The 1,281-nt window shown below is 61.6% G+C and carries 1 pseudogene; it reads left to right on the plus strand.

Features of this window, described 5'->3' with window-relative positions:
* Window positions 1-58: 58 nt before the first annotated feature.
* Window positions 59-1,155: pseudogene (locus tag NG895_RS19965) on the plus strand (IS3 family transposase); the annotation flags it as partial.
* Window positions 1,156-1,281: the final 126 nt, after the last annotated feature.

Consider the following 1,281-nt stretch of genomic DNA (forward strand, 5'->3'; position numbering starts at 1 on the left):
GTCCAGCTTGAATGAGAGAATCCCGTCCGGGCGGTATCCCGGTTAGGAGGATTCTTTGATGAAGAAGACGCGACACACGACGGATCAGATTATCGAGAAGCTGCGTCAGGCAGACGTAGCGCTTGGTACAGGGCAGAAAGTGCCGGAGGTGTGCAAGACGCTCGGGATCACCGAGCAGACGTACTACCGGTGGCGTCAGAAGTATGGAGGAATGGCCCCCAACCTGGCAAAGCAGTTGCGGGCTCTGGAGAAGGAAAACGGCCGGCTGAAGAAGCTGGTGGCGGACCAAGCCTTGGACATGGAGATTTTAAAGGAAGCCGCGAAGGGAAACTGGTGAGCCCTGAGCGTAAGCGGCGGACCGTGGAGTCGGTCCGCCGCCGCTTGGGGCCCGAGAAGATCTCTGAACGCCGAGCGTGCCGCGTGTTGGGCCAGCCCCGCGCAACGCAGCGTTACGCGTCGAAGCATGCCGAGCAAGACAAGGAGCTCTTGTCCGAAATGCGGAGCATCGCCGCCGAGCGGCCCTGCTTTGGCAGCCCTCAGGTTTACAAAGCTCTTCGAAGGCGTGGTTACGAGGTGAATCACAAGCGGGTCGAGCGGCTGTGGCGGGAGCACGGGATGCAGGTCCCGAAGAAGCGCCACAAACGGAAGCGTTTATGCCTGGGCGGAAGTGAGAACAGCTGCGTTCGCAGGCGGCCTGAGTATCCGAATCACATCTGGAGCTATGACTTCGTCACGGACTACACCGAGCGTGGTCGGCAGTTGCGGATGCTTTGCGTGTTGGATGAGTTTACGCGGGAGAGCCTGGCAATCGAGGTGCAGCGGTCGTTCACGGCTCGGCAGGTGGTGGACGTACTGGGCTACCTGTTCGCGGTGCGTGGAGCGCCCGCGCACATCCGCTCAGATAATGGCCCGGAGTTCGTCGCGGGGAGCGTGCGGCGTTGGCTGGAACGGGCGTGCGTGAAGACGCTCTACGTGGCCAAGAGCAGCCCGTGGGAAAACGGCTACATCGAGAGCTTTAACAGTCGATTCCGCCAGGAGATGTTGGACCGCGAGCTGTTCTTGGGACTGGAGGACGCTCGCTGGTGCGTTGACCGCTGGCGTCTGGACTACAACCACTACCGACCGCACAGCTCGCTGGGCTACATCCCCCCGGCGGAGTTCGCCGCCCGCTGGCCTACCTCCGCTTCGGGGTCTGCTTCGGCTACGCCTCAGCAGACCCCTACGCTACGGCAGGCCAGCGGAGTACCCTTTTACTATCCCGATTCTCTCATAACGACTGGT

The sequence above is a fragment of the Aeoliella straminimaris genome, from assembly GCF_024054565.1.
In the GTDB taxonomy this organism is placed as follows: domain Bacteria; phylum Planctomycetota; class Planctomycetia; order Pirellulales; family Lacipirellulaceae; genus Aeoliella; species Aeoliella straminimaris.